This window comes from Acinetobacter sp. D009 (assembly GCF_038562025.1).
In the GTDB taxonomy this organism is placed as follows: domain Bacteria; phylum Pseudomonadota; class Gammaproteobacteria; order Pseudomonadales; family Moraxellaceae; genus Acinetobacter; species Acinetobacter pittii.
In genome coordinates, this window is sequence record NZ_CP151886.1 from 1,247,225 (window position 1) to 1,267,215 (window position 19,991).

The following is a 19,991-nucleotide window of genomic DNA, read 5'->3' on the forward strand; positions in this document are numbered from 1 at the left end:
ATTAAAAGCTAGAGGGCTTTTAATGCTTGTTGTGCTTCTTGAACAGTTTTTTGATTATTGCGTTGTTGCCCAGCTTTTAAGATGACTAACCATAGCTGCTTTTTCATTGGCTGACTTTGGGCAAAACTCAAACCACGTCTTGCCAAAGACTCAGCATTAGAATATTGCTGTTTATGATTTGCCGTAAGCGCAAGAAATAAATAAGTCTCAGCCGCTTGTGGCGCTAAACGCTGTGCTTGAAGCGCATAGCGCTCAGCCTCTGACCACTGTTGATTTTTATAAGCCTGCTGTGTTTTTTGCATTAAAACTTTAAATGCAGGTAACTGGCTACCATCATCACTAAAATGTTGAGGCTTTTTTTGCTGAGGAACAATCACCTGTAAATTTTTACGTTGAATTTCTGGGTGATCATAAGGCGTAATTTTTACACCTGATGGAGTTTCCGTCTTTTTGACTGGAGGAGTAGGTGTTTTCTCTTTGGAGTCAGAATGATCAGGCAGAGTTGTACAGCCGACCATAAGAACAGCACCAATATAAAAAACACCTTTCTTCAACATATCCTAATTTCCTGTTAACGCTTAGTTGTTATAACTACCACTTGAAATTACTCGTGAGTTGTTTGACAGATCTTGTTCCATCTGGTTTTCACTTTCACGAATATAACTGTCGGTATTATCATCCTGAGAGTCAGGAATTGTGTTATCACTTTGTGGCGTATATGTTGGATCAACTTGATAATAAGGTGCTCCACATGGCGTAGCACGGTGCGGAACCGTATGCGTTAGCATCGGAATATACATAGCACCATCACAAGCTTGAGCAGATAAATCACCCGTTGCACGGTCAATCCACTGCCACTGTACAGTGTCTGGTTGGCGTAGGTTTACAGGCGTTTGACGTAATTGTTTCATCACATTAATCCATACTGGCAATGCACCCGATGAACCTGTTAATCCAGTCACTTTGTTGTCATCTAAACCTAACCACACTACAGCAACGTGGTTACCAGAGTAACCCGCAAACCATGAGTCACGTGTATCGTTAGTCGTACCTGATTTACCCGCCAATTTTAAAGCAGGAGACAAGCTATTATAAGCTGCGCGACCAGTACCCGAAGACATGACCTGTTGTAGACCATAATTCATAATATAGCCAACAGATGGATCAATGGTTTGTTGAACATTCAGGCCATAACGGTCAAGCAGGCGGCCATTCGCATCTACAACAGATCGAATTGCACGAGTCGGATATTTAAAGCCACCTGTAGCAAAGTTCTCATAAATTCCAAGAACCTCCATTGGTGACATATTGACTGCCCCAAGAAAAATAGAAGGGTAGGCAGGAATTGTTGACTCAACGCCAAACTTTCTTAAGTTGTTGGTAAATGTTGATAAACCAAACTCTTGACCCAAGCGCACAGCAGAAAGGTTATATGAATTTGCTAAAGCTTCGCTCAAGCTGACTACACCATGTCCGCCACCACTGTAGTTTTTAGGTGTCCAACTCTTGCCACCATCTACAGGGACACTAATCGGTGCATCTTCAATTTGGGTTGCCCAGTTGTAACGCCCAGATTCAATAGCACTTAAATAAATTACAGGTTTTAATAAAGAACCGACTTGGCGTTTCGCATCTACAGCGCGGTTAAAACCAGTAAAGTCTTGTGTAGAACCAACAGCGGCAACAAGCTCGCCGTTTTCTGGATGTGCAATCAGGACAGCACCCTGTAAGTTTTTCAAACGTGCTGGGTTGCTGTTTGCCAAGCGGTCTACTGAAGCTTTAAAAGCATTTTGAACTTGAGTTTGAGTAATTGGGTCTAGAGTCGTAAAAATACGTAAGCCCTGATTAGTTAAATCACTTTCTTGATATTCTGTGCGTAATTGACGACGCACGATATCTAAAAAGTCAGGGAATTTTGCAGGACCTAAACTTGGTTTATTTAACACATTTAAAGGACGTGCAATTTCATCTTCGTATTCTGCTTGAGTTAAATAACCCATTACACGCATGTTATTTAACACGGTATCGCGGCGTTTTTTTGCACCTTCAGGATTTTTCCAAGGGTTATACAAAGAAGGACCTTGCACTAAACCAACTAAATAAGCTTGCTGTGCAACGCTAAGTTCACGTAACGGTAAACCAAAATAAAATTGAGAAGCCAAACCATAGCCATTAATTGAGTAGCTACCATTTTGGCCTAGATTCACTTCATTTAAGTAGGCTTCTAAAATTTCATCTTTGCTGTAATGCAGCTCAATGAGTAAAGCCATTAATGCTTCATTAACTTTACGTTTTAATGTGCGTTCAGGTGTGAGATAGAAATTTTTAACTAATTGCTGAGTCAGGGTTGAACCACCTTGACGTTTACCACCTGTGATATTACTCACTAATGCACGAGCAGTACCACGAATTGAGATACCGTGATGATGATAGAAATTACGGTCTTCTGTTGAAATTAAAGCTTCAATAAGTGGTTTAGGGACATTATTCAGTTTAATGAGAACACGGTCTTCATTATGTTGAGGGTAAATCCCTCCAATCAGAAGTGGCTCTAGTCGTGCCACCCCCGTTGAAGAAGGTTTTGTACTTCGAACTTCAGCAACCTGATCATTTGCAAAACTTAACTCTAGTACTTGTTCGGGTTCAACACTGTCGCCGTAATCAAAACCACGCGTGTGGATATACATATTGCTACCCTGAGCAACATAGGTTCCAGACTTGTCATAATTACTTGAAGTTTTGTAACCCAAGAGTTTTAATTCTTGAGTGAAATTTGCTTGGGTAATAGGTGCGTTATTATAAATTTCCAAAGGACGTGCAAACACTTTGGCGGGAATATCCCACCGTTGTCCTTCAAATTTTTCACGGATAATATTATCTAAACGAATCAGATAGATACTAAGAGCAATAAAAGCACCAATGACCAAAATGGAAAAGATTAGTGCAAAGAAACCGATACCACGTTCAAACTTCATAAAAATGAGATAAAACCCTAACAATGCCTGTAATGATGCGATAGCTTGTCATCAATTTGCAATGATAAAACTGTGAATAATTGGAAAACTTAGATTGAATTTTACAGCATCTTGTTGTTATGTTTTTTTAAATTAATCAGGTTAATGTTATTATAGCCAAGTATCGCAGCGGAGCTTACTCATTCGTGCAAATTTCACATAAGTCCTTCAGAAACGTCGGGTTAATCGGTCGACCAGATAAATCATCAGTAGTAGAAACACTATGTTTAATTCATGATCATTTGTTGAACCTAGGCTTAAACCCCATTTTTGATCAGGAAACTGCTGAATTAGTGCCTTATGATCATGCACAAATAGTAAGTCGTCATTTATTGGGTGAAGTTGCTGATTTAGTCATAGTTGTTGGAGGTGACGGTTCTTTACTCCACGCTGCTAGAGCTTTAGTTCGCTACAATACGCCTGTTATTGGTATCAACCGTGGGCGGTTGGGTTTTTTAACTGATATCAAACCTTCAGAAGCCATTTTCAAACTTGACCAAGTACTTCAAGGGCATTTCCAGCTCGACCGTCGTTTCTTACTTGAAATGGAAGTACGAACAAATGGTGAAGTCATTTATGACGCGATTGCCTTAAACGATGTCGTTTTGCATTCGGGCAAATCGGTACACATGATTGACTTCGAACTTAATATTGATGGTCAATATGTTTACCGCCAACATAGTGATGGTTTAATTGTTTCGACGCCAACCGGATCAACGGCTTATGCATTGTCAGGTGGTGGCCCAATTTTACATCCAAGTATGGATGCTATTGCATTAGTTCCAATGCATCCCCATACATTGTCATCACGTCCCATCGTAGTCGGTGGTCAAAGCGAAATTAAAATCGTTATTCGCGAAAATCGTGTGTTACCAATGGTGAGTGCAGATGGACAACATAGTGTCTCGCTCAATGTTGGAGACAGTTTACACATCCGTAAACACCCATTTAAACTAAGTTTATTGCATCCACCAGGTTATGATTTCTATATGGCCTGCCGTACCAAACTTGGTTGGAACCAAGATTTTGAATCTTTTCAAAGAGATGAATCATGAATATTGAACAAATGCTATCTGTTTTAAACCCTGAAATTGTAGAGCGTTTAAAAACAGCAGTAGAAATTGGTAAATGGCCAAACGGCGTTGTTTTAACTAAAGAGCAGCGTGAAACTTGTATGCAAGCTGTAATCGCTTGGGAGTTAAAGAACTTACCAGAAGATCAGCGTAGCGGTTATATTGACCGTGGTACCAAAGAAGAAGGCGAAGAGTGTGATGATGATCACCACAAGCATGAGCCAGAGTTTAAACCTATTCGTTTTGTTTAAAAATTAATAAGACAGAAAATTATTTTTGGTTATTCCATACAGCCTTATATAGCATGTTTTTCATAAATTATAGCATATAGGCTTTTATTACTTTTGAAGGATCAAAAGTAACCAAAAATCCTCTGTATCACTGACGATACTTCCTGTATCGCAGTGATAAGGTCGACATCCATGTCGACCTTCACTATAGCATTTGTTAACTACGAATTAAGATTGCTTAAATTTCGTGTATCCCATAACACTTTTGCTTTTTGCATCGCTTCTTCAAAATTAGCAACAACGCCCATCGTATATAGCGCGATTCCAATGGTTTCTGTTACGGCCATTTCTCCATATTCATGGTGCTGTTGACCAAGCCATACTGCTTTAAACGTTGCTAAATCTAATTCTTCTTCAATTGGGCTTCGCTCAGGTGTGAGCTTTGGCAACTCATGTTCATAGAGCTCAGCATTTTTAATACCGCAAATGAGTGTTTTGGCATCTGGGTTTCGTTCAAATTCACCACCTTCGCCTTTAATAACGGCACTATTTTGATAGCCTAAGCGTAATGCGCTATGTTGGTGAGAAGTTCTGTAAGCAGGGTGGAATATTGCTTGTAAGGTAGCCTTAGCGTTAAAAGGATTAATTAAACGGGCCAAAGTATGAATAGGTGAACGCAATCCCATGACATTTCTTAGAGATATCAATTCGCTTAAAACTGGTGAAATCACGTCTAGCGGTAAGTAAGCAAAATTTTGTTCTGCTAATTGCGTACGAGCTTCTTGTTCAGAATGGCAAATTTGATAACCAAGATATTCTAAAACTTGCTCTGTATAAACACGGTTAAGCGTATGACCTGATGCACCATGCATAACAATTTTATGGCCATGCTGAGCAAGTGTAAGAGCGGCTAACAAAAACCATGGATAGTGTTTTCGCTTACCTGCATAAGATGACCAATCTAAATCAACATCTAAAGGTTCAAAATGAAGCTGATCTTTAGTCGCTTGCACAAACCCTGCAAGTTCATCAATCGATTCTTCTTTAACCCGAAGTAGCATTAAAAATGCACCTAGCTGCACATCTAACACTTCACCTTTTAAAATCATGGTAAATGCTTGATAGGCTTCTTCATAACTTAAAGAGCGAGATCCAGTTTTCCCCTTACCTAAAATACGGACATATTGAGCAAAGGGATGTTCAGCATCTTTATAGATATTGCGTTTAGTATTCATCGTAGTTCAAAACAATAAAAATGATGGGATGTAGGCAGCTCAAAATGAAATGTCCACAGGTATTTAATCAATATGACATAAAAAGCTGCTGAAAAAATATCAAAAGTGTTTCTTATACTAAAGTCTTAAGGCTACCTGAGTGTTTTTTATGCGTATTAGCTAAAAAATTAATCGAATCGTTATTTAATTCGAGTACACTTTCCCGTGCTTTTTTGAGCACTCATATCATAATTTTATGTGATTCTCCTATATCTTCAGCTTTTTATTGAAAAAGTAAGAGGTTATTTCGAGCTACTCAAAGTGGTTAGAAACTTCAGGTATTCTCCTGTTTTAGAAAACATTGATTTTGTTTTCATTGAGGTAGTAGGAAGGTTTTTTGTTCACAAAAAACCATTTCCCTTTTGCGGTGTTAATGTGAAAGGTTAGGGCTGTGTATTCGTAAAGAATAGACGTTTCATTTTGGTATTTCCAACGGACTTGGAAATATAGATTGAAGTAAAGTTATGGCTAAAAAACCGATTTATAAATCACTTTATTTTCAGGTGATTATTGCGATTATTGCGGGTATCTTGGTAGGGCATTTTTCCCCAAGCTCAACGCAAATTGTCAATGGTGTCGAACAGCATATTCCGGGGTTAGGTGAAAAACTCAAGCCATTAGGTGATGCCTTTATTCGTTTGATCAAGATGATCATTGCTCCAGTTATTTTCTGTACCGTGGTAAGCGGTATTGCTGGCATGGAAAGCATGAAGTCAGTTGGAAAAACTGGCGGCGTTGCGTTGTTATACTTTGAAATCGTTTCAACAATTGCACTTCTAATTGGCCTTGTTGTAATTAACATTGCTAAACCGGGTGTAGGGATGAATGTTGACCCTACCACTCTCGATACTTCGGGCATTCAAAAATACGTCAGTTCTGGTGAGTCACAATCTACCATTGATTTCTTAATGCACATCATCCCTGATACGGTGGTTGGTGCATTTGCAAATGGTGAAATCTTACAAGTCCTTCTTTTTGCAATTCTCTTTGGTTTTGCTTTACATAAGTTAGGTGATGCAGGACGTCCAGTTTTAAAATTTATTGATCAAGTTGCACATGTGTTCTTTAACATTGTGAATATGGTCATGAAATTGGCTCCGATTGGTGCATTCGGTGCAATGGCATTCACTATCGGTAAATATGGCGTTGGTTCACTCGTACAATTAGGGCAGCTCATTATCTGCTTCTATATTACGTGCTTACTCTTTATCTTCTTAATTTTGGGTACAATCAGCCGTATTAGTGGATTCAGTATTCTTAAGATGATTCGCCTGATTCGTGAAGAGTTATTAATTGTACTTGGTACATCTTCTTCTGAATCTGTTTTGCCTCGCATGTTACGTAAACTTGAAATTGCAGGTTGTGAAAAATCTGTAGTTGGTTTGGTTATTCCAACAGGTTATTCATTTAACCTCGATGGTACGTCAATTTATTTGACTATGGCTGCAATCTTTATTGCTCAGGCAACAAATACACAGCTTGATATTCAACATCAGATTACTTTGTTGTTGGTACTCTTAATTTCATCTAAGGGTGCTGCGGGTGTAACAGGCTCTGGCTTTATTGTTATGGCTGCAACTTTATCTGCTGTAGGACATATTCCAGTGGCAGGTCTGGCATTGATTTTAGGTATTGACCGTTTCATGTCAGAAGCCCGTGCATTAACTAACCTTGTTGGTAACTCACTAGCAACGATTGTTGTTGCAAAATGGGTCGGTGCTTTAGATAAAGATAAGCTAAATGATGCTTTAAACAATCCAGATGAAGTCGATAGAAAAATGATGGAGCAAAAAACTCCTCAAGTCGCTGAAGGTTTAGATTAATTCAAATAAATCTATATAAAAGAGGAAGCTTTGGCTTCCTTTTTTATTAGCTGACTGAAAAGTACAGTTTTAATGAGCAGCTATGTCATGACAGTAGCTTAAAAAATGATTAGCATGCACAACAATCAGATTAGATAAAACAATAAAGCCGAAGGAAAATATTATGTTGGCATACGATGCAGATTTAGAATTATTCCGTGATAATTTTAAACGTTTTATGAATGAGCATATTGCTCCACATTATGACCAATGGGAACGCGAAGGAATCATGCCACGTTCTGTCTGGAATCAACTGGGCGAAAATGGCTTTTTATGTGTGGATGTTCCAGAAGAATACGGTGGTTATGGTGTGCCAACCTATTATTCATTAATGTTGGTTGAAGAATCGGCACGCGCTGGTTTTTGTGCATTATCAACAGCGATTTCTTGCCACTCTGAAATTGCTGCACCGTATATTTTGCACATCGGGACAGAAGAGCAAAAACAATATTGGTTGCCGAAAATGGTAACAGGTGAAGTGGTTGGTGCAATTGGTATGACTGAACCTGGAGCGGGTTCGGATTTACAATCAATGCGTACTAGCGCCATTTTGCAAGATGACCATTATTTATTAAATGGCTCAAAAACCTTTATTTCAAATGGACAACATGCTGATCTTGTGGTGCTTGCAGTAAAAACCGATCCTCAAGCGCGTGCGAAAGGTGTGTCATTATTATTGGCAGATACTCATCTAGAAGGTTTTAAAAAAGGTACCAACCTCGACAAAATCGGTCTGCATTCTCAAGACACATCTGAGCTATTTTTTGACAATGTTAAGGTTCCTAAAAACCAGTTACTCGGTCAAGCTGGACAAGGCTTTGCTTATTTAATGCAAGAGTTACCACGTGAACGTACAGCTATTGCATCTACCGCAATTGGCGCTATTCGTGGTGCAATTGATTTGGCAACTGCTTATGTAAAAGAGCGTCATGCATTTGGTCAACCTATTTCACAGTTCCAAAATACTCGTTTTGTTTTAGCACAAGCAAAAATTGATGAGCTTGCTACAGCTGCTTTTTACGAGAGAAACGTTGCTCTATATCAAGAAGGTAAACTTGATGTTGAAACAGCAGCAGCGCTTAAAAGTTTCAGCACGGATATGCAAATGAAAGTCGCAGACAACTTGCTGCAACTTTTTGGTGGCTATGGTTATATGACTGAATATCCAATTTCACGTTTCTTTGTAGATGCACGTATTCAACGTATTTACGGTGGTACAAATGAAATTATGAAAGAAATTGTAGCGCGTGGATTAATTGGCAAAGCTTAATTAAGCAGAGAAAAACAGCCTGTCCTAGAATGGGCTGTTTTGTTTTTAACTATTTGGTCTTCTGTTGAATGACAGGATAGTCTTGTTGTTTCGGTAATTGCTGTAATGCATGATTCATCTTTCTTAAAAACTCATCTGCTTCATCTTGATGGAATGAATCTTCGGTGTATTTACTACGTTCTTGAAAGACGACACCACAACCAGTTATTTTCATATTTTCAGGATTAAATGACCAGTCATTTGGATTCTTTAAGTTAATGTTTAAATCACTTTCACAGCTTTTCCATAAACGTAAAAACTCATTTGATAATTCTGCTTTAAATCCTCGTGCTGGATAGACCGAGAAGCCTTTCATTTCGGGATTAGAAAACTGTATAAACTTGTCTACTGGTATACCGCCCCAAATGATTGCTGTATCTGGTGGCAAATAGATGCCTGATAAATTTTTCTCTTTTAAAACATGTGTTTGCTCATATTTCTGCCTAAAATGTTGTGACTGATATGTCAGCCTGGTTTTAGGTGGGATTGGAATACCACGAACTTGATTACTGACAGTCGTCATATAGTAGGGAGAATTATCAGTACCATTGCAACCTGCAATTATTGGACAACCGCCACAAGCCGTTAAACTAAAAGTTGCAAAACCCAATAGGCTTAAAACAATAATTTTATTCATTCTATTTTACTGTTGTTATGACATATTGAGTCAGTATAACCAATCTATATATTAAGAGGACTATCTTTAAGAACAACGAAATAATCATCTTTAAATGTAATTATGTTTTTACTTGGCTGGCTGCTGCAATGGCCCATCAAATAAAGATTTACAGCTTTCTAAATTTTGACAAGAAGCAAACATAAGCGCTTTAGGCAAGCTCGCATACAAATTTGTAATGTGTTGTTCAGCTGGATTATAAAAATGCCAATAACTAAATTGGTTTGAACGTTTATTTTCTAAGGCTTTAAAGAAATCTGTTTCATTAAATTTATTGTTAAGTTGAGTGCGAGGACCACCTTGCTCATGTGTACCGACTGTGGTCATGAGTAAAGGGGAATGATTTGGTTTCTGACTTTGCCAATGATTTAACTGCTGAAATAACATGCCTTGGTCAAACCAGAGGGAAGGGCTTGCAGCAAAGTAACGCTGAAATGCATCTGGCTTTTGAAAAAAATGATAAAGCACAAATAAACCTCCAAAAGAATGTCCATAAAGACTTTGCTGTTGGCTATTAATCGGAAATTGTTTTGCAATTGTAGGCTTGAGTTCGCTATTTAAAAAAGCAATAAACTGATCAGCGCCCCCATATTTATATTTACCTTGTGCTTGAAATTGGGCAGAAGGTTTTGGAGTGTAATCATAAGCACGCTTTTGCACATCAAAGGTTTTTTGCTGAGGGTAACCAACCGCTACTATCATGAGTGGATCTAGTCCTAATTTGGTAGAACCAGCGCCAATCGACTGAGCAATATTGGCAGCACTTGGAAATGTAGCATTTCCATCTAATATATAAAGTACTGGATACCCATGTTGCGGCGGGGCGACAGGTGGTTTATAAATTTGAATAAGATAATCATGGCCTGTATTTTTAGATTTAATTTGAAATTGTGCCTGATTATTTTGAAAAACGATTTTTGGATGATTTTGTATAGGCGTTTGGGCGAAGGTAGAACAGCTTATTAAAGTACTCAATAAAAAACTAGTAGATAAAAGGAAAAATGATCTTTGCATAATGGGCGATAATAAAATTTATTATACAAATGATAAATGAAAATCATTATCAAATAAAGTAATCAAGAAATGGAAGCAAAAAGGTTAATGAAAATAGCTCTTACAGCTATATTGCCTAACAAATCAAAGCAGACTATTGTTATACTCTCGTTTAAAAGATGATTTTACTGAGGCTGCATTCTAATGATCAACGATGATCAAAACAAAACGACTTCTCTTAGTTTAGAACAAATTCGTGAAGATATTGATAGTGTAGATCAACAGATTCAAGAATTATTAAATCGCCGCGCAAGCCTTGCTGAAGCTGTTGCTAAAGCTAAATTTGCTTCCGAAGAGAATCCTTTGTTTTATCGTCCTGAACGTGAAGCACAAGTTTTACGCAAAGTCATGGAGCGCAACCAAGGTCCTTTGTCTGATGTCACCATGGCGCGTTTGTTCCGTGAAATTATGTCTGCTTGCCTTGCTTTAGAAGCTCCGCAAAGTATTGCATTCTTAGGACCAGAAGGGACTTTTACTCAATCTGCCGTGCTTAAGCATTTTGGTAAAGATGCAGTTGTTCGTCCACTACCAACAATTGATGAAGTGTTCCGTGAAGTGGAAGCGGGTAGCGCACATTATGGTGTAGTTCCGGTTGAAAACTCATCTGAAGGTATTGTGAACCATACTTTAGATTGTTTTAAAACATCGAATTTAAATGTGATTGGTGAAGTTGAATTACGTATTCATCATCAATTTCTAGTCTCTGAAAATACACGTAAAGACAGTATTAAACAGATTTATGCACACCAACAAACTTTGGCTCAATGTCGTCAATGGTTAGACGCGCATTATCCGGGTGTTGAACGTGTTGCTTTAAACTCAAATGCAGAAGCTGCACGTCGTATTCGCAACGAATGGCATTCAGCAGCGATTGCATCAGATATTGCAGCAGGTATGTATAACCTTGAAATTTTACATAGCAATATTGAAGATAATCCGGAAAATACCACTCGTTTCTTAGTCATTGGCCGTGAAAAAATTCCACAAAGTGGCAATGACAAAACTTCATTATTAATTTCAGCACATGACCGTGCTGGTGCTTTATTAGAAATTTTAGCGCCGTTTGCAAAACATAATATTAGCTTAACAAGTATTGAGACCCGTCCAGCATTACCTGAAAAATGGGCATATGTATTCTTTATCGATTTAGAAGGCCATATCGATCAAGAAAATGTTGCAGCAGCAATTAATGATATTCGTCCAATGGTAAAAGAGCTTCGTATTTTAGGTTCTTATCCTGCTGCCGTTCTTTAATCACTCATGTTGGAATAATGACATGCATCAAGATGGGCATGTCATTATGCTTAAAAACAAATTGCTCAAAGGTTTAAATCACTTTGAGCAAAAGCAAAGTTGAAGTTATGTCACAACCCCTATTTAAAAAAGTTGCATTTATTGGTTTAGGACTCATCGGGTCGAGTTTGGCACGGGTTATTGTTGCTGAAAAGTTGGCGACAACTATTGTGGCTTCTACACGCTCACAGAAAACTTTAGAAGATGCAAAATCACTTGGCTTAATACAACAAGGATTTTCTGATCCTGTAGAGGCTGTGAAAGGGGCAGATTTAGTTGTTTTAGCCTTGCCAGTACGTGCGACACAAAAAGTGCTTGAACTAATTAAACCTTATTTGACAGAAACTACGATTGTAACTGATGTAGGAAGTACAAAAGGTAATGTCGTCGATGCAGCAAAAGCTGTATTTGGTGAAGATTTACCAGCAGGTTTTGTGCCGGGACATCCTATTGCTGGTAGTGAGCATACGGGCGTTCATGCAGGTAAGGTCGATTTATTTGCAAATCACAAAGTTATTTTAACGCCGTTACCCACAAGTGCAGAATGGGCAGTTGAGAAACTGATTCAACTTTGGTCTGCTGCTAAAGCTGAAGTCATTTGTATGGACGTTGCCAAGCATGATGAAGTTTTAGCACATACAAGTCATTTACCGCACTTGATGGCATTTAATTTGGTTGAGCAACTTGCGAATCGTGAAGATAATCTTGATATTTTCCGCTATGCAGCAGGTGGCTTTCGTGACTTTTCACGGATTGCAGCTAGTGATCCACAAATGTGGCATGACATTTTCTTTGCCAATAAAACAGCCATATTAAATGCTGTAGATGGCTTCGAGAAGCAACTTACCGTACTTAGAAAATTGATTGAAAACGAAGACTCTCATGCATTAATGGGTTTACTCGGTCATGCTCAGGCAGCACGTCAGCATTTCAATCATATGTTAGCCAAAAAACCTTTAATGGAGAAAAATAAGGTGACACAGCAATTCAGTATCTTACCGGGAAATAAGGCATTTAAAGGTAAATTTACCGTACCGGGTGACAAATCTGTGTCACATCGCTCCATTATGTTTGGTGCTATTGCCGAAGGCACGACTCATGTCACTGGCTTCCTTGAAGGTGAAGATGCTTTGGCAACTTTGCAAGCTTTCCGTGATATGGGTGTAAGCATTGAAGGCCCTAAGAATGGTGAAGTGACCATTCATGGCGTGGGCATGCATGGTTTAAAAGCACCAGCGAGTGCCTTGTATATGGGTAACTCTGGAACGAGCATGCGTTTGCTTTCAGGCATGTTATCAGCACAAAAATTTGATTCAGTGATGACAGGTGATGCATCACTTTCTAAACGTCCAATGGAGCGTATTGCTAAGCCATTGCGTTTAATGGGTGCGCAAATCCAGACAACAGGTGAGAAAGGTACACCACCTGTAAGTATTACTGGTGCTCAGCAATTAAAAGGCATTCAATACGACTTGCCAATGGCATCTGCTCAGGTGAAGTCGGGTATTTTACTTGCGGGCCTATGGGCTGAAGGTGAAACTTCAGTCACTGAGCCAGAACCAACTCGTGACCACACAGAGCGTATGCTTCGTGCTTTTGGTTATGATGTTAAAGCCGAAGGCAACAAGATTTCACTCGTTGGTGGTGGAAAATTAGTAGGTACTGATATTCAGGTTCCATCTGATATTTCATCTGCTGCTTTCTTTATGGTGGGTGCTGCAATTACAGAAGGTTCCGATGTTGTTCTGGAAGCGGTAGGTATTAATCCAACACGTACTGGTGTAATTGAAATTTTAAAACAGATGGGTGCTGACCTGACTGTTGAAAATGAACGTATTGCCGGTGGCGAACCGATTGCTGATATTCATATTAAAGGTTCACGCACACTTAAAGGCATTCATATGCCGGAAGACCAAGTTCCTTTAGCAATTGATGAATTCCCAGCTTTATTTATTGCAGCAGCTTGTGCCGAAGGCCAAACAGTATTAACTGGTGCGGCAGAACTTCGTGTGAAAGAGTCTGACCGTATTCAGGTTATGGCTGATGGCTTAAAAATCATGGGTATTGACTGTACGCCAACTGATGATGGCATCATTATCGAAGGCAAAGGTAAATCTGGCGATTGGTCACCAATCTTTGCTGGCGGTGAAATCGAGTCACATCATGACCACCGTATTGCCATGAGTTTTAGTATGGCAGGTCTTCGTAATTCTGGTCCGATTACAATTCATGGTACTGAAACTGTGGCGACAAGCTTCCCGACTTTCACGGAGTTGGCGAATCGTGCAGGCTTAACAATCGAAGTTAGCCAATAACTTTTGACCTAACACATTTTATAATTGCTAACACAATAGCAACGGCAGCAGCGGGCTAAAGGCTTGGCTGCTGTTTGTTTATTGCTTATGCTAAGCGCAGATAATGATAAAAGTGTTAGGACAAAGGATGAAAAAATTACAATTTATTGCCAGTTGCCCACAGCATGGGGTGCTTGATCATCCACCAAATGAATGCCATATCACTCAAGAATATGTAGCGGCTTTACTGTTTAAGCAATTGGGGCATTATGGTTTTGATGCGCAGCACATTGTGCATGAACATGAAAAAGTAGAAGTCAGTATAGATAATCATCTTTTGCCATTATCTATTACTTGTCAGAAAACAGACCATGAAGGGCATTTGATGTGTGAAATCTCTGCCAATCCTGATGAAGAACAAGATTGGTTTGAGAAAATCGAAACACAAAGCATTATTCGTCAGCTTGCACAGGCAGTTGAAAATAGTTTGAAAGCTGATCATAGCTTTTCAGCATTTGAGTGGAAAAACTAAGCACACGATTGTTAAGACTTATTCATGAAGTACGGCTTTTTAGAAAAGTCGTACTATCTCTTTAGATTAAAGATAAAAATACAAAATCTTTCCCGAAATCCCTACCTATCTTTAATGCATTGTGTATATTGAAATTATTACGATATTTACATAATTAGAGTGTGGTTTTCATGACACAAGTTGATATTGCAGCGTTATCTCCTCAAGTGGTTTGGCAGCATTTTCAAACACTTTGCACTATTCCTCGTCCGTCAAAGCATGAACAGCAACTTCGTAAGTTTTTACAAAACTGGGCTGAAAGTCGGAATTTAGAAACTTACGTAGATAAAGTGGGGAATTTGATTATTCGTAAGAATGCGACTGCGGGTAAAGAGCACGTATCTGGTGTTATTCTGCAAGGCCATCTAGATATGGTCACTCAAGCCAATACTGGCACAGTACATGACTTCTTTAAAGACCCGATCCAGCCAGTCCTCGAAGATGGCTGGTTAATTGCTAAAGATACTACTTTAGGTGCTGATAATGGCATTGGGGTAGCATTAGCTTTGGCAGTTTTAGACTCAAATGATATTGCTCATGGGCCAATTGAAGTTCTTTTAACAGTTGATGAAGAAGCAGGGATGAGTGGTGCGCGACTTTTACAGGCAGGTGTACTAAAAGGGAAGTGGCTATTTAATATTGATACAGAAGAGTGGGGCGAGCTATATCTCGGATGTGCTGGTAGTATTGATGTTGAAGTTGAGCAACCGCTTAATTATGAACCAATTCCTGAAAATTTGAATATTGTTAATATTCAGGTGGCTGGTCTTAAAGGTGGCCACTCTGGAGTAGATATCCATTTAGGACGTGGTAATGCCAACGTTATTCTGGCCCGTTTTTTAAATCAGCATTTAGCGAAGCTTGGTGGACGACTTGTTGAGTTTATAGGTGGTACAGCTCGTAATGCTTTACCTCGCGAAGCTGTAGCAACCATTGCCATTTCATCTAACCAATTGCCTGAATTAGAAAAATTACTCGCTGAATATCAAACGACATGGAAAAACCAATTACAGGGTATTGATGACAACCTGCAATTAACTATTCAGCCTAATAGTGCTGAAGTGACCGAAGTGATTGCTCAACAACAGCAAAATGAATGGTTGCAAGCTTTAGCAACAAGTCCTTATGGCGTTGCAAGTATGAGTCAGGTTCTATCAGATGTAGTTGAGACTTCAAATAATATTGGAGTGGTGAGACTAAATAGAGAGGGCGGAAAAGCTGTCTTAATGGTCCGTTCAATGGTGAACCAAGAAGCTCAAGACTTTGCAGAAAAAATTCAAAAACATTTCAGTCAATTTAATATCGCCTCTATACTCACACCATTAGTTTCAGGTTGGACACCAAATCCTGACTCGGCTGCTCTAAAGTGCTTACAGCAGGCCTATCAAAATGCATTTAATATTGAGCCAAATCTAAAAGTAATTCATGCAGGCTTAGAGTGTGGGATTATTGCCGAGCATTATCCACATTTACAAATGGTTTCTTTTGGACCGGATATTCAAGGTGCGCATGCACCAGGTGAACGAGTCAAAGTTGATACTGTAGAGAAATGCTGGAAGCTGTTGGTAACAGCTTTAGCATCTGTAGAGTAGTTTTTACAAATAAGAAGCTCAATTGTGAGCTTCTTAAACTTTAACTTTTACATGAAAATGATGTGGATTTAACTTGATAAACTCGATTTCACAATCAATAAATTTTTCAATCATGGCTGCTTGAGTACGAGTGTGTTCGCTAATACATTGTGCGGTGAATTCACCACCTTGACCTAGAGCTAAAGGTAGAAGTAACTGATCTGCCAAATACTCATCTACAACAGCCTGCGAAGATAAATATAGATTTACATCTTTTGCTAAATGATCAGCTATTTGTTCTGCACTTTTGCGCATCTCACCTAAAGCTGTAAACAGTTGAGTGTGATATTGATGAGTAACTTTCACATAGACTGTATTGCCTTGGCTAATTCCATTTAAATGAAATTGTTGCTGAGAGCTTAAGTTTAGTTTTTTACTTAATGTGGTTAATTCACGTTGTACTATCTGTGCTTCTTCTGAAAGATTTAATACTGCTGCAAAAGCTTCATTGCATTGCAAAGCGCCACGATCTAATAGCTTTAAGCTGTTTCGATGTTGCCATGGCTGAATGGTAACTTGAATTTCACCCGCACCAATTGGAAAAAAGCCAGCTTTATTTAATCTAAAATCGACGTTAATTCCAATCTTTGTTAGAGCAGGTAAAAAGCAGTGTTCAATAAAATCTGCTGTTGGTGCAAGTGGGTTATGTGTACCCCCTGAAATGGTGAGTTCGGTAGCTTCATTTTGTAATAACAAAACAGGTAGAAGCGTTTGTAAAACCAGTGTTGTACTACCCGCTGAACCGATTTGAAATTGATATTTACCACTTTGAACATGCTGAGGTGCGAAATATAAACGTTGGCTATGTAATTCAGCACCCTCTACATAAGCTTGGCTAATTTGTTGAGATGCTTGTACACAAACCAAATGTTGACGCATTAACCCTGGTTTTTTACGTCCTGCACGTATATTAATTAATTCAAATGCCTGACCTGTAATCATTGAAAGGGCAAGGGCAGTTCTTAAAATCTGTCCACCACCTTCACCTTGTGAACCATCAATTTGGATGGTTTTGGGCATATTTGCCAAAGCTTTATTCACTTCTGTTTTCCTTATTTTCTAATTTAATGAACATACTGTCAGTACATGGTAATGCGAAGTAACGTTTGACTTCATTTTCGACAAAGGTTTACTAAGTACATAGTGCTGAGTCTGATAAGTGAATATCGATGCACGACTCACATGCTGCCATAGCCGCCTGAATTATTTTCAATCCCTCAGATCGGAGTAACGCAGGATCTTGTACTCGCCCAGTATGTCCAAACTTTGATTGTGAAAATGATTTCACAAAATCTATTGTTTAATCGATTAGATCAATTTGCCAATTAGCAGCCTGAATTTTAATGTTTAAGTCACGGAGTTTCGCACTGATATCATCCGCCTGCTTTTGTAAGCTAGAAACAGGAATGACTTTCTTCCACTTAATTTCACGTGAGCTATAACGATCAGGTTCTCGATGCGTATTGGCAATCGCATCGATTAAAATCTTATGCTGTTCAGCATAACTATCGCGCAAGCTTAATAGGGACAACAATACTTTGCCATCTTCCAGTTTTGCTTGTGCATTGGTCAAGTGAATACGACAAATCAATTGATTGCTTTCCTGAGTTAAAGCGAATACTTGTTTGATGAGCTCATTTGGATCTTCACTAGGTTCATCACCTTCTTGTACCAATACATTGGCATTAATTCGTTGTTTTAACGAAGCAAGCTTTTTTTGTTGATCGCTTCGAAGTAAAAGTGCTTCTGCGAGTTTCATATTTTATTTTCCTAAAAATTTATTCTTTAATCTGTTGAGCTGGCAAGTAGTAAGCAGCCTTTATTTTGCTCTGGTGAATAGATGGTTAAGCACCAATTACCCCACCATTCTCGGCCCGGTTCAAAATAATCATTCCATTCAGAACTTTCTTCCCGACCACTACCTGGATAGCCAACCCAATCATATATTTCACAGTCTTTCTCCGTGAAAAGGCATAGCCGCAAGAAAGCTTGAAAGAATGCTACCTGATTAGAATGGGTAAGGGTTGTACCATATGGTGGATCAATGATTGCCTCTAACAAGTCCCAAAACCAATTATGTCTAGAAAATAAATTAGGTTTGTCCAAATGATCAAAACTTACAAGGCTGCGATCTAATTTTTTAGTGGTTAAAGTATTTAAGTCTAACGTTTTTTCTATTGCTAAACTTTCACAATTCAATAACATCTGTTGATGAATAGCTAGCGTATTCGAAGATTCTGTCTTATGTACGACATTAAACAAAAATACTTCAAATACGGCTTGTATGGCATCAAGATCAGATTGTAACTCTTTGGTCTTTAAATGATCTAATTGGACAAACATATGCTCACCTTCTGGGTATGGTAAATTATCTAACCCTTAACACACACCACTTGTCTTAATGTATAAACCACTTCAACCAAATCGCTTTGTGCTTTCATTACATCTTCAATCGGTTTATATGCCGAAGGAATTTCATCAATAACAGCAGCATCTTTACGGCATTCCACACCTTCAGTTTGTGCAATCTGATCTTCAACAGTAAAACGTCTTTTTGCTTCAGTACGGCTCATAACACGACCTGCACCATGCGAACATGAACAGAAAGATTCCTGATTTCCAAGCCCACGGACAATAAACGACTTCGCTCCCATTGAGCCTGGAATAATTCCATATTCACCTAAACGCGCACGAACTGCACCTTTACGAGTGACCATCACTTCTTCACCGTAGTGTTCTTCCTTTTCCACATAGTTATGGTGACAGTTCACTGCTTCCAAACGTGCCTGAAAAGGCTTTGGTACAATAGTCGCCAAGGCTTTAATCGCAGATTGCATCATGATTTCTCGGTTCTTCATTGCAAAGCGTTGAGCCCAACCTACAGCAAACCAGTAATCATCAAAGTGTTCAGTTCCTTCTACTAGGTATGCTAAATCTTTATTTGGTAAATTAATGAAATGCTTCTGCATGTCTTTACGGGCAAGTTCGATAAAATGATTACCGATAGCATTTCCTACACCACGAGAACCTGAGTGCAACATAATCCAAACATGATCATGCTCATCTAAACAGATTTCGACAAAGTGGTTTCCCGTACCTAAAGTTCCCAAATGTTTGCGGTTGTTGGTGTTTTTTAAACGTGGGTGTTTTGCACAAATGTATTCAAAGTCTGCAACCAGATCGGTCCAAGCTTGATCTACCATTTCTGGTGGAGTTTCCCATGACCCACGATCACGTCCGCGCTTAGTCATTCCATGTGGAATTAATCGTTCAAGTTCAGTACGTAGAGCATGTAAATTATCTGGTAAATCTGAAGCAGTTAAGCTTGTACGGGTTGCCATCATTCCACAACCAATATCTACACCCACAGCAGCAGGAATAATTGCCCCTTTAGTTGGAATCACGCTACCAATAGTTGCTCCTAAACCGAAGTGTACATCTGGCATTACAGCCATCCATTTATAAATAAAAGGCATTTGAGCAGTTTGCAATAATTGTTGTTTTGAGTTGTCATCAACAAGCACGCCTTTAGTCCACATTTTGACTGGCATACTTTTTTCATTTTGCAGAACTTGATAAGAACGTTCTTGCTGCTTTTGTTCAAATTGAGCTTGTTGGTTAATTTCTTCAATGACAGACATTTTCTTTTCCTTTCAAAGCCTGCCTGCCAAGCGTTTGCAGGCAGGTGTTATTCACAAGATCCCAATGATG

General features: G+C 38.9%; 17 protein-coding genes. 8 read left to right on the forward strand and 9 right to left on the reverse strand.

Translation table 11 applies throughout. The features are described 5' to 3' along the window. Window positions 1-8: 8 nt before the first annotated feature. Both AAC388_RS05790 and mrcB read right to left on the reverse strand, forming a co-directional pair. Window positions 9-557: a tetratricopeptide repeat protein gene (locus tag AAC388_RS05790; protein WP_002118198.1), complete on the reverse strand. Its 549-nt coding sequence runs from the start codon at window positions 555-557 to the stop codon at window positions 9-11. Between the two features lie 21 nt (window positions 558-578). Next, window positions 579-2,975: a penicillin-binding protein 1B gene (gene mrcB, locus AAC388_RS05795; RefSeq protein WP_005073474.1), complete on the reverse strand. Its 2,397-nt coding sequence runs from the start codon at window positions 2,973-2,975 to the stop codon at window positions 579-581. A gap of 185 nt (window positions 2,976-3,160) precedes the next feature. Here mrcB and AAC388_RS05800 point away from each other — a divergent pair, with 185 nt between their 5' ends. Beyond that, window positions 3,161-4,069, forward strand: a complete 909-nt coding sequence (locus AAC388_RS05800) for an NAD(+) kinase (protein ID WP_005073476.1) — start codon at window positions 3,161-3,163, stop codon at window positions 4,067-4,069. Further along, on the forward strand, window positions 4,066-4,338 hold the full coding sequence (locus AAC388_RS05805; protein ID WP_002118245.1) for a YeaC family protein: 273 nt from the start codon (window positions 4,066-4,068) through the stop codon (window positions 4,336-4,338). Before AAC388_RS05800 ends, AAC388_RS05805 begins: the two co-directional genes overlap by 4 nt. 200 nt (window positions 4,339-4,538) lie before the next feature. On the opposite strand, the gene AAC388_RS05810 is transcribed toward AAC388_RS05805, so the two are convergent. After that, complete coding sequence (locus AAC388_RS05810) at window positions 4,539-5,552, reverse strand: glycosyl transferase family protein (RefSeq protein WP_182917906.1); 1,014 nt, start codon at window positions 5,550-5,552, stop codon at window positions 4,539-4,541. 503 nt (window positions 5,553-6,055) lie between these two features. On the opposite strand from AAC388_RS05810, the gene AAC388_RS05815 reads away from it, so the two are divergent. Together AAC388_RS05815 and AAC388_RS05820 are read left to right on the forward strand one after the other, a co-directional pair. Beyond that, window positions 6,056-7,414 carry a dicarboxylate/amino acid:cation symporter gene (locus AAC388_RS05815; RefSeq protein ID WP_002118145.1) on the forward strand — a complete coding sequence of 453 codons (1,359 nt, stop codon included), beginning with the start codon at window positions 6,056-6,058 and terminating at the stop codon, window positions 7,412-7,414. 163 nt (window positions 7,415-7,577) lie between these two features. Continuing rightward, window positions 7,578-8,723 (forward strand): acyl-CoA dehydrogenase family protein, encoded by a 1,146-nt coding sequence (locus AAC388_RS05820; RefSeq protein WP_017386519.1) that lies wholly within the window; start codon window positions 7,578-7,580, stop codon window positions 8,721-8,723. Window positions 8,724-8,772: 49 nt separating this feature from the next. Here the strand turns inward: AAC388_RS05820 and AAC388_RS05825 are convergent, their stop codons facing one another. After that, complete coding sequence (locus tag AAC388_RS05825) at window positions 8,773-9,399, reverse strand: hypothetical protein (protein ID WP_342371313.1); 627 nt, start codon at window positions 9,397-9,399, stop codon at window positions 8,773-8,775. A 108-nt stretch (window positions 9,400-9,507) separates the two neighbouring features. After that, the gene (locus AAC388_RS05830) at window positions 9,508-10,452 is read right to left on the reverse strand and encodes an alpha/beta hydrolase-fold protein (RefSeq protein WP_342371314.1); all 945 of its coding nucleotides are present in this window, start codon (window positions 10,450-10,452) and stop codon (window positions 9,508-9,510) included. Window positions 10,453-10,635: 183 nt separating this feature from the next. Between AAC388_RS05830 and pheA the strand changes: the two genes are divergently transcribed. The 4 genes from pheA (at window position 10,636) to AAC388_RS05850 (ending at window position 16,241) form a co-directional block, all read left to right on the forward strand. Next, entirely contained in the window at window positions 10,636-11,745 is a 1,110-nt protein-coding gene (gene pheA, locus AAC388_RS05835) for a prephenate dehydratase (protein WP_002049199.1), read from the forward strand. Window positions 11,746-11,852: 107 nt separating this feature from the next. Continuing rightward, a complete protein-coding gene (locus AAC388_RS05840; RefSeq protein ID WP_342371315.1) occupies window positions 11,853-14,099 on the forward strand; it encodes a bifunctional prephenate dehydrogenase/3-phosphoshikimate 1-carboxyvinyltransferase in 2,247 nt (748 codons plus the stop codon). Between the two features lie 127 nt (window positions 14,100-14,226). Then, on the forward strand, window positions 14,227-14,610 hold the full coding sequence (locus AAC388_RS05845; protein WP_005068294.1) for a hypothetical protein: 384 nt from the start codon (window positions 14,227-14,229) through the stop codon (window positions 14,608-14,610). Between the two features lie 170 nt (window positions 14,611-14,780). Further along, on the forward strand, window positions 14,781-16,241 hold the full coding sequence (locus AAC388_RS05850) for an aminoacyl-histidine dipeptidase (RefSeq protein ID WP_342371316.1): 1,461 nt from the start codon (window positions 14,781-14,783) through the stop codon (window positions 16,239-16,241). Window positions 16,242-16,274: 33 nt separating this feature from the next. On the opposite strand, the gene rtcA is transcribed toward AAC388_RS05850, so the two are convergent. The 4 genes from rtcA to AAC388_RS05870 all read right to left on the reverse strand — a co-directional run bounded on the left by rtcA (window position 16,275) and on the right by AAC388_RS05870 (window position 19,921). Further along, window positions 16,275-17,321, reverse strand: a complete 1,047-nt coding sequence (gene rtcA, locus AAC388_RS05855) for an RNA 3'-terminal phosphate cyclase (protein ID WP_342371317.1) — start codon at window positions 17,319-17,321, stop codon at window positions 16,275-16,277. Between the two features lie 259 nt (window positions 17,322-17,580). Continuing rightward, entirely contained in the window at window positions 17,581-18,039 is a 459-nt protein-coding gene (locus AAC388_RS05860) for a DIP1984 family protein (RefSeq protein WP_342371318.1), read from the reverse strand. A gap of 26 nt (window positions 18,040-18,065) precedes the next feature. Continuing rightward, window positions 18,066-18,623, reverse strand: coding sequence for a hypothetical protein (locus AAC388_RS05865; protein WP_342371319.1), 558 nt, complete (start codon window positions 18,621-18,623; stop codon window positions 18,066-18,068). 29 nt (window positions 18,624-18,652) lie between these two features. Beyond that, window positions 18,653-19,921, reverse strand: coding sequence for an RtcB family protein (locus AAC388_RS05870; RefSeq protein ID WP_141314354.1), 1,269 nt, complete (start codon window positions 19,919-19,921; stop codon window positions 18,653-18,655). Between the last annotated feature and the right edge of the window lie 70 nt (window positions 19,922-19,991).

Excerpts from the sequence above, each read along its gene's own strand:
- AAC388_RS05790 (WP_002118198.1), bottom strand. The coding sequence starts at position 557 with ATGTTGAAGAAAGGTGTTTTTTATATTGGTGCTGTTCTTATGGTCGGC.
- mrcB (WP_005073474.1), bottom strand. The coding sequence starts at position 2,975 with ATGAAGTTTGAACGTGGTATCGGTTTCTTTGCACTAATCTTTTCCATT.
- AAC388_RS05805 (WP_002118245.1), top strand. The coding sequence starts at position 4,066 with ATGAATATTGAACAAATGCTATCTGTTTTAAACCCTGAAATTGTAGAG.
- AAC388_RS05810 (WP_182917906.1), bottom strand. The coding sequence starts at position 5,552 with ATGAATACTAAACGCAATATCTATAAAGATGCTGAACATCCCTTTGCT.
- AAC388_RS05815 (WP_002118145.1), top strand. The coding sequence starts at position 6,056 with ATGGCTAAAAAACCGATTTATAAATCACTTTATTTTCAGGTGATTATT.
- AAC388_RS05820 (WP_017386519.1), top strand. The coding sequence starts at position 7,578 with ATGTTGGCATACGATGCAGATTTAGAATTATTCCGTGATAATTTTAAA.
- AAC388_RS05825 (WP_342371313.1), bottom strand. The coding sequence starts at position 9,399 with ATGAATAAAATTATTGTTTTAAGCCTATTGGGTTTTGCAACTTTTAGT.
- AAC388_RS05830 (WP_342371314.1), bottom strand. The coding sequence starts at position 10,452 with ATGCAAAGATCATTTTTCCTTTTATCTACTAGTTTTTTATTGAGTACT.
- pheA (WP_002049199.1), top strand. The coding sequence starts at position 10,636 with ATGATCAACGATGATCAAAACAAAACGACTTCTCTTAGTTTAGAACAA.
- AAC388_RS05840 (WP_342371315.1), top strand. The coding sequence starts at position 11,853 with ATGTCACAACCCCTATTTAAAAAAGTTGCATTTATTGGTTTAGGACTC.
- AAC388_RS05845 (WP_005068294.1), top strand. The coding sequence starts at position 14,227 with ATGAAAAAATTACAATTTATTGCCAGTTGCCCACAGCATGGGGTGCTT.
- AAC388_RS05850 (WP_342371316.1), top strand. The coding sequence starts at position 14,781 with ATGACACAAGTTGATATTGCAGCGTTATCTCCTCAAGTGGTTTGGCAG.
- AAC388_RS05860 (WP_342371318.1), bottom strand. The coding sequence starts at position 18,039 with ATGAAACTCGCAGAAGCACTTTTACTTCGAAGCGATCAACAAAAAAAG.
- AAC388_RS05865 (WP_342371319.1), bottom strand. The coding sequence starts at position 18,623 with ATGTTTGTCCAATTAGATCATTTAAAGACCAAAGAGTTACAATCTGAT.
- AAC388_RS05870 (WP_141314354.1), bottom strand. The coding sequence starts at position 19,921 with ATGTCTGTCATTGAAGAAATTAACCAACAAGCTCAATTTGAACAAAAG.